The sequence below is a fragment of the Phenylobacterium sp. genome, assembly GCF_024508875.1.
Taxonomy (GTDB): Bacteria; Pseudomonadota; Alphaproteobacteria; order Caulobacterales; family Caulobacteraceae; genus Phenylobacterium.
The window spans coordinates 1-6,958 of the sequence record NZ_JANINU010000119.1; the positions used below are offsets into that span (position 1 = coordinate 1).

Genomic DNA, 6,958 nt, shown 5'->3' on the forward strand with positions numbered 1-6,958 from the left:
CCGGTTGGGCGGCCTCGGCGGCATTCCGGAGAGACTGATTGCTCATGGATGACGTGCGGCCCCCCGCTGGGGCGGAGGCCATTCCCGTAGCGCTTTGGGGCATCGCCCTCGTGGCCCTCGCGCCATTCCCGGCCGCGGCCGTCGTCTACTGCTACGGACCGGCCGCTTGGACGGCGCCCGCGCTCACCCTGCTGATCGCCTGGGCCGCGATCACCCTCGCCTTCCTGGGCGGCGTGCGCTGGGGCCTCGAAACCCGAGAGCCCAGGCCGCGTCCGATGCGCCAGGCCTTCTCCTTCCTCTGCGCCGTCGCGGCCGTGGTGATCCTGCTGGCCCGAGGCCGGGCGCCCGACACCTGGATCGTCGGGGGCTTCCTGGCCGGCTTCCTGATCCAGTGGCTGTTCGACCACCAGACGCCGGACACCCCCTCGCGCTACCCCATCCTCTCCACCGCCGTCACCGGCGCCGCCTGCGTCTCGCTGGGCCTCGCGCTTGAGAAGGCGATGAACGGCTGAGGCGCCGGCGGTGGCCTGCCCGTTCGGCAAGCCTTTCGACCGTCTTCAGTAACCGCTCGTCGCGCTCGACATGACATCGCTCGCCGAAGCGTGAGATTTACGGCGTCATCTGTACGATGAGCGGTCGCGCGGGGCGTGAGGATGGATCTGGCCGAAGCGGAATCGAGGCTAGGGCGGCTGCTGGCGCCCCTGAGCATCGACGGGTTCCTGGGCGAAGCGCTCGGCGGCGGCTTTCGGCTGGTCCGCCATGACGGCAGGGCGTCCCGTCTCGACCTGCTGGGCCCCGATCCGCGCGCCGCGCTCGCGGGCGCCGTCCGGCTGGCGCCCGAACTGACCTACCATTCGGCCAACGCCTCGGGCCCACCGCCCGGCCTGGCCGATGTGCGGGACGCCGAGGATTTCCGCGCACGCATCGACGCCTTTCATGCGCGCAACTATTCCGTCCGCTTCCCCGACCTGCGGCCGCTATCGGCGGAGCTGGACGCGCTGGCCCGCGCGCTGGAGATGCTGATCCACGCGCCGGTCACCGCCTCGGCCTTCTGGAGCCGCGGCGGTATGCGCGCGCCCGTCCACTACGACGACCACGACCTCATCGTCGTCCAGTTGATGGGGACCAAGCGGTGGTACGTCTCCACGCGCCCGTCCGAACTCTTCAATACGTGGAAGGGCGTTTCCGGAAACCCGCCTGACCTCGGCCCGCACGAGGTGTTCGACCTGGCGCCCGGTGACCTCGTCTACCTGCCGCGCGGGACCTTCCACACCGTCGATTCCGACACCGAGTCCGTGCACGTGGCGCTGGGCTTCACGCCGCTGACCCTGCGCGAAGCTGTGATCGCGGCCCTGGATCATCTGTCCGACATGAACCGGCCCCTCCGCGCCACCGTCGCCGGACGGATGGAGGGGGCGGATCTTCAGGCCCTGGCCGCGCCCGTCGGCGAGGCCGTGGGGCAGTTGCTCAATGCGGTCCGCGCGCCGGGCTTCCTCAACGCCGCGCTCCAGCGCCGTTCGTCCCGCAATGTCGGCGAACTGCCCGCGCTGCCCCGGCCCGCGGCGCCGCCTGCGCTGACGCTCGACACCGTGCTGCGCCACGCGGGGCAGGGGTTCAGCCACCTGGGCGCCAACGCCGACACGATCGATTTCGCCTTCCCGGGCGGCCACCTCTACATTCATCGCGGCGCGCAGGAGGCCGTGGTGTTCGTCGCCGACACGCCCAGTTTCCGCATCCGGGACCTGCCGGGTCCGATCGGCGACGACGTGCGCCTGGCGCTGGCCGCCCGCTTCGTGGAGGTCGGCTTCCTCGAGGTCGCCTCGCCCCAGGCCAGCGTCGCCGACCTGTTCGGCGCGGCCGCCGGCTGAACGCGTCGCTCTCAGCGAGGGCCGCGGTCGGCCAGCTCCCAAAGCTCCCCGATGCGCTGGCGGTAGACGCTGGCCACCGCCCAGCGCGAGCGGCGGGCCGCCTCCTCGCGCACGTCCAGCCAATCGTCCTGATCCGCCGCCAGGGCGTCGGGGTGCGCCCCCGCGGAGAGAGCGGCCGCATAGGCTTGCTTCATCCGCCGGTCCAGCGCCGCCAGTCCCATGTCGGCGCAGACCATCTGACGCGCGCGCGTCGGCGCGTCGCGGCAGGCGAAGGAGCGGCGGGCGGGGCCGGGCGTCGCGAGGGCGGTGGCGTCCTGTCCCGTCACGGCGCGGGCCATCCCGCGCGCCGGCGCCTCGGGCGCAGGTAGGGCGAGCGTAGGGGCCTCCACAGGCGGCGACGGGGCGCGGCGGGGCTCGCCGGCGCGACGCGGCGGCGCGCTCTCGGGCGGCAGCACCTCCAGCTTGCCGACCGCCGCCACCGATGGGATCGCCGCGGGCTTCACCGCGGCTACCTCGACGTTCATGGGCGGTGCGGCGGCCTCGGCCTGCGCCGCCGGCGGCGGCGGGTCCGTACGCGCGATCAGGAAGCCTCCGGCGAACGCCGCCAGCACCGCGCCAGCCGTCGCCGCGATGGGCCAGGTCCGTCGCCGCGCGGGCGGCGTCTCCAGCTTCAACGCGTCCTCGGCCCGGCCGGGGGCGACGACCAGCGGCGCTGAAGTCCCCGCCCAGGTCCGCGGCTCGCGCGGGCTGAAGCTGCGCGGCTCATCGCCCCGCGGCGTGTCGTCGGCGTAGGTCTGGAAACCCGGCAGCGCGCCTGTCGTCGGCTCGCCCCGGAGGTCGTCGCTCGGCATGGCCAGCGCCCTGTTCAGCGGTCCTCCGACGTTCAATCGTCGGCGCCCGCTGAAGGTTGCGTGCCCTTAGGACCTCAGGCGGCGGCGAGCGCCCGCCGGCGGCGCAGCATCGCGCCGGCCAGGCCGAAGCCGCCGATCATCAGCGCCCAAGTCGCCGGCTCGGGCACGGGCGTCGGGCTGATGCTGAGCAGGTCGCCCGAGAACTTCACCTTGTTCACCTGCGTGCCGCCGTTGCCGCCCCAGGTGTCGCCCGTGAAGCTGTCGACGATGAGCTGGCCGTTGATGACGCCGCCGCCGCCGCTGTAGACGGCCGTCGGCGCCAGGGCCGAGCCCAGGAAGCCCATGTTGCCGACCACGAAGTCCGTGGCCTGCGAGAAGTTGAACAGCACCTGGCTGGCGTTGCCGCCGACCAGCGACATGCCGCCGTCGAGGCGCACGCTCGTCCCGGACACGTTCACCAGGATCTTGGAGTTGGCCCCCAGGTTGATCGTGATCGTGTTGGTGTCCGACAGGATCGAGGTGTCGATGTCGAACACGTTGAGGCCGGACGCCGTGGCGTTGAACGTCACCTGGCAGCCGTTCGTACCCGGCGCGCCGTAGCACACCGTGTTGACGGAGCCGGTGTTGGCGTAGGTGTCGAGGTAGTCGGACAGCGCCACCAGGCGCGTGGCTTCCGACGCGAAGTCCACGGGAACCGGCGTGCCGGCCGGCTGGATGCCGCTGGCGTCGTACCACTGGGTCGTAACCGTGCCGCCGACGATGGCCTTGCCGGTCACCGAGCCGCCCTGGGTCGTCAGGTTGCCGCCCACCACCAGGTTCACCTGGTTGCTCGGCTCCAGCGCGCCCACCGAATAGCCCGTCAGGTTGGCGTTGCCGCCGACGGCGACGCGGCCCTCGGTGTCGCTGCCCCGGTACGTCATGTCCTTCAGGACGAAGAGGTTGAAGTCCGCGGCGGTCTCGGCGCTGGCCGCCGCGGGGGCGGCGAGGGCGAGAAGGGCGGCGGCGGCAAGCAGGACGCGACGCATACGAACGGGCTCCGGTCGGCGCACACACACGGGGCGCCAAGGTGAAAGTCGCTTCCCGTTATCGGTGCGGTTCCGCCACGGCTACGCCTCAGCGGTTGCAAACCTGCCGGGGATTCCCCTCACGGCAGAGCTTCGCCACCCATATTGAGCGTCGCGCCGCCCAGGCTATGGTGCCGCCCTGCGCGGAGGGGGATGCGATGCGGCGATGGATCGTGGGTCTGGCGGCGGCGCTCGCGGCCGTATTGCCCGCCGCCGCGGGCGACTTCGCCCCCGCGCCGATGAAGGGCCCGACGCCCTGGACCAGCACGCGCTTCGACGACGCGCCCGGCGACTTCACCTTCGCCGTCGTCACCGATCTGGAGAGCGGCTATCGCACCGGCGTCTTCGACGTGGCGGTCGAGGATCTGAAGCTGCTGCGCCCGGCCTTCGTCATCACCGTGGGCGACCAGATCGATGGCGGGACCGAGGACGAAGCCCTCCTCGAGCGCGAATGGACCGAGTTCGACGCGCGCCTCGCCGGGCTGAAGGCGCCGTACTTCCACGTGGGCGGCAACCACGACCTGACCAACCTGACCCAGCGCAAGGTCTGGGAGCGCCGCTACGGCGCCCGCTACTACCATTTCGCCTACAAGGGCGTGCTCTTCCTGGTGCTCGACACCGAGGACTATTCGCCGGCGCGCTTCGCCGAGATCTACCGCATGCGCGCCGACTACCTGGCGACCCGCGAGACCGAGCCGGAAAAGGCCCGGACGCTGCCCTACGCCTCCCTGATGGAGGCCAAGGTCGGGGAGGTGGGCGACGCCCAGAGCGCCTATTTCGAGAAGGTCATCGCCGCCAACCCGACGGCGCGCCACGTCGTCGTCCTGATGCACAAGCCGGTCTGGCGCCGCGCGGGCCCCGGCGGGCTGGGGCGCATCGAGGCGGCGCTGAAGGGGCGGCCTTACACCGTCCTGAACGGCCACGTTCACCGCTACAGCCACACCGAAAAGGACGGCCGCGACTACGTCACCCTCGGCACCACCGGCGGCGAGTGGGCCGACAACGATAGCCCCGGCGCCTTCGACCACATCATGTGGGTCACGGTCACGAAGGACGGCCCGTCGATCGCCAACCTCCGCCTCGACGGCGTCCTCGACAAGACCGGCAAGATTCCCGCCGGCGGCGACAGGCTGTGCCTCAGCCGGCGCGGCCCCAACTGTCCGAAGTGAGTTCCACCCGCATGCTTCCCGACGGCTACCACGACGTCGATCCCACCAAGATCGTGACGGTCGAGACCTCGCTGCAGATGTTCGCCCGACCGCCGAAACGGCCCGTGCCGGCGACCCCGCCCTTCCGGCTGGTCCGGCTGGAGAACGTCACGGCGCAGGACTACCTCGATCTCTACCGCGCCGTCGGCCGCGACTGGCTGTGGTTCATGCGCCTGGCGCTCAGCGAGGCCGACCTGCTGAAGATCGTCCGCGACCCCCTCGTCGAGGTCTATCGGCTGGAAGGCGAGGGGGGCGTCGGCATCCTGGAGCTCGACTTCCGCCAGGAGGGCGAATGCGAGCTCGCGTTCTTCGGCGTCTCGCCCGGCCTCGTCGGCACGGGCGCCGGCCGCTGGCTCATGGAACAGGCCATGGAACTGGCGTGGTCGCGCCCCATCCGCCGCTTCTGGGTCCACACCTGCACCCTCGACCACCAGGGCGCCGTCGCCTTCTACATGCGCTCCGGCTTCGTCCCCTTCCGCCGCAAGGTCGAGATCACCGACGACCCCCGTCACCTCGGCCGCTCGCCGAAGGACTCCGCGCCGCACTTCCCCTACATCGCCGGCTAAGAACGGCCACAGCTTCGCCGCAGATGGCAGGCGTGATCACGGATCTGTGATCGGAGGAGCGCAGATGAGGATCTTGGGGTTTATAGCCGCCGCCGGTGCGACACTGGCGCTCTGCGGTTGTCAAAGGGCGGCGGAGCGAGCGCCTTCCGGCGCGGCCGGCGCCAAGGGGCGGTACATCGGAGTCGGGATGTATCCGGCGACCGATCTTTGGGCTCAGCTCATCGCTGAGAGCCCCAAGGAGCCCACCAAGGCGACGCTCGACGACGATGAACAGGTGATCGTTGTGATGGACAGCGCGACGGGTGAGATGCGCCAATGCGGCAACCTCAGCGGCCACTGCATCGGCTTCAACCCCTGGGCTGCATCGCTGCCCGACGGCCGGGGCGTACCCGCAGCGCTGCTGAAGCACGCCAAGCAACTTGCGGAAGAGGCCAATACCGAGCTCGACCGCCAGGCCAAGTCGGTCGTGCCTCGTTGAGGCCGGGCCTTAGTCCCCCACCAGTTGCCGCCAGCCCACCGCCCGAACGCGCGCGGCGCCCACCGCGCCCGCCAGCGGCGGCCGCACGAACATCCCGGCGAACGCCGCGTCCCGCACGTTCAGCCCGCCCGCATAGGCGCCGAACGCCGGCAGGATCACCCGCTCGCCGTCGGTGACGAAGCAGCGCCGGCGCACCGTTCCGCGCGGCGCCCGCACCTTGGCCGCCGGGTGCAGGTGGCCGGCCACCTCGCCGGGCTGCACGCCCGCCTGCGGCTCATGGCGCAGGATCAGCCCGGCCACCGCGATCTCGTCCGCCGTCTCCCCCGGCAGCGCCCGCGGCCCGTCGGCGTCGTGGTTGCCGACCACCCACACCAGCGTCCGCCCCACGGCCAGCGCGCGGAGCCGCTCGGCGTCGTCGCCGGCCAGCCGCCCTTCGCTCCGGCGATCGTGGAACGTGTCGCCCAGCAGGACCACGCTTGCCGGCGTCAGCGCCGCGACCTCCGCCTCCAGCCGCCGCAGCGTCTCGCGGGTGTCGTAGGGCGGCAGCATCTGGCCGCGCGACGCATAGCTCGAGCCCTTCTCCAGATGCAGGTCGGCGACGATCAGCATCCGCACGTCCGCCAGCCAGAGCGCACCGGAGCAGCGGAACGTCACGGCCGCCCCATTGACCCGCGTCTCCAGCCCGCCGCAGCCAGCGACCGCGAAGACGTAGCGATGCCCAGTTCCTCCCCCTCTGGGGGAGGTGTCGGCGCAGCCGACGGAGGGGGTCCCCCCCGGCGTCGCTGATGAAGCCCCCTCCACCGCTTCGCGGTCCCCCTCCCCCGATGGGGGAGGAACTTCGAAGGCCTCGCTCAACTCACTCACAGCGTCGCCTCTGCGATCAGGTCTTCCTCCGCCTCGGCCAGGATCATCTCGCCGGCCTG

Annotated in this window: 8 protein-coding genes; 5 read left to right on the forward strand and 3 right to left on the reverse strand. The window is 71.7% G+C overall.

Going from position 1 to position 6,958, the window contains the following annotated elements; all coding sequences use genetic code 11:
- Positions 1 to 44: 44 nt before the first annotated feature.
- Entirely contained in the window at positions 45 to 512 is a 468-nt protein-coding gene (locus Q0L11_RS10180) for a DUF3429 domain-containing protein (protein ID WP_296597079.1), read from the forward strand.
- Between the two features lie 141 nt (positions 513 to 653).
- Positions 654 to 1,868: a cupin domain-containing protein gene (locus tag Q0L11_RS10185; RefSeq protein ID WP_296597073.1), complete on the forward strand. Its 1,215-nt coding sequence runs from the start codon at positions 654 to 656 to the stop codon at positions 1,866 to 1,868.
- A gap of 11 nt (positions 1,869 to 1,879) precedes the next feature.
- Here Q0L11_RS10185 and Q0L11_RS10190 read toward each other — a convergent pair whose 3' ends face one another.
- Positions 1,880 to 2,719, reverse strand: coding sequence for a lysozyme inhibitor LprI family protein (locus Q0L11_RS10190; RefSeq protein WP_296597074.1), 840 nt, complete (start codon positions 2,717 to 2,719; stop codon positions 1,880 to 1,882).
- A gap of 74 nt (positions 2,720 to 2,793) precedes the next feature.
- Complete coding sequence (locus Q0L11_RS10195; protein WP_296597075.1) at positions 2,794 to 3,744, reverse strand: choice-of-anchor A family protein; 951 nt, start codon at positions 3,742 to 3,744, stop codon at positions 2,794 to 2,796.
- 197 nt (positions 3,745 to 3,941) lie between these two features.
- Here Q0L11_RS10195 and Q0L11_RS10200 point away from each other — a divergent pair, with 197 nt between their 5' ends.
- The 3 genes from Q0L11_RS10200 to Q0L11_RS10210 all read left to right on the forward strand — a co-directional run bounded on the left by Q0L11_RS10200 (position 3,942) and on the right by Q0L11_RS10210 (position 6,035).
- On the forward strand, positions 3,942 to 4,952 hold the full coding sequence (locus tag Q0L11_RS10200; RefSeq protein WP_296597076.1) for a metallophosphoesterase: 1,011 nt from the start codon (positions 3,942 to 3,944) through the stop codon (positions 4,950 to 4,952).
- 11 nt (positions 4,953 to 4,963) lie between these two features.
- Positions 4,964 to 5,557 (forward strand): GNAT family N-acetyltransferase, encoded by a 594-nt coding sequence (locus Q0L11_RS10205; RefSeq protein ID WP_296597077.1) that lies wholly within the window; start codon positions 4,964 to 4,966, stop codon positions 5,555 to 5,557.
- 187 nt (positions 5,558 to 5,744) lie between these two features.
- On the forward strand, positions 5,745 to 6,035 hold the full coding sequence (locus Q0L11_RS10210; RefSeq protein WP_296597078.1) for a hypothetical protein: 291 nt from the start codon (positions 5,745 to 5,747) through the stop codon (positions 6,033 to 6,035).
- Positions 6,036 to 6,044: 9 nt separating this feature from the next.
- Here Q0L11_RS10210 and pdeM read toward each other — a convergent pair whose 3' ends face one another.
- Positions 6,045 to 6,716 (reverse strand): ligase-associated DNA damage response endonuclease PdeM, encoded by a 672-nt coding sequence (gene pdeM / locus Q0L11_RS10215; protein ID WP_296597080.1) that lies wholly within the window; start codon positions 6,714 to 6,716, stop codon positions 6,045 to 6,047.
- Positions 6,717 to 6,958 lie beyond the last annotated feature (242 nt).